This window comes from Pseudoalteromonas sp. S2893, assembly GCF_005887105.1.
Lineage (GTDB): Bacteria > Pseudomonadota > Gammaproteobacteria > Enterobacterales > Alteromonadaceae > Pseudoalteromonas > Pseudoalteromonas atlantica.
On record NZ_PNCY01000180.1, the window covers coordinates 1 to 320 of the forward strand.

At 45.3% G+C, this 320-nt stretch carries 1 protein-coding gene; it reads right to left on the reverse strand.

Annotated elements, in window-relative coordinates; translation table 11 throughout:
* Nucleotides 1-106: 106 nt before the first annotated feature.
* Nucleotides 107-320 (reverse strand): P-loop NTPase family protein (locus CWC04_RS19600; protein ID WP_249326245.1); only part of this gene is annotated, 214 nt, incomplete at its 5' end.

Below are 320 nucleotides of genomic sequence, written 5' to 3' on the forward strand. Positions count from 1 at the left end.
CTGGACGTTCTTCCTCAGTACCATTATCTAGGATACCTAGGATTTGTATCACTAGTGTTGCTGCAGGCATGTATTCAACAACGCAATCAAGCACATCTTCTCCGCCTTAGTTTTTAAAGGCACTACCACACGTAATGGGAACAATTACGTTCGCTAATGTGCGTTGACGTAATGCAGATTTAATCGCTGCGACACTGAACGCTTCACCTTCTAAGTACATATCCATTACTTCTTCAGAGGCTTCAGCTGCCCGTTCAACTAATTGAGAGTCACTTTCTTGACGCAGCTCTTGAAGTGCTGCGGGTAGTGCCGATGAAGGG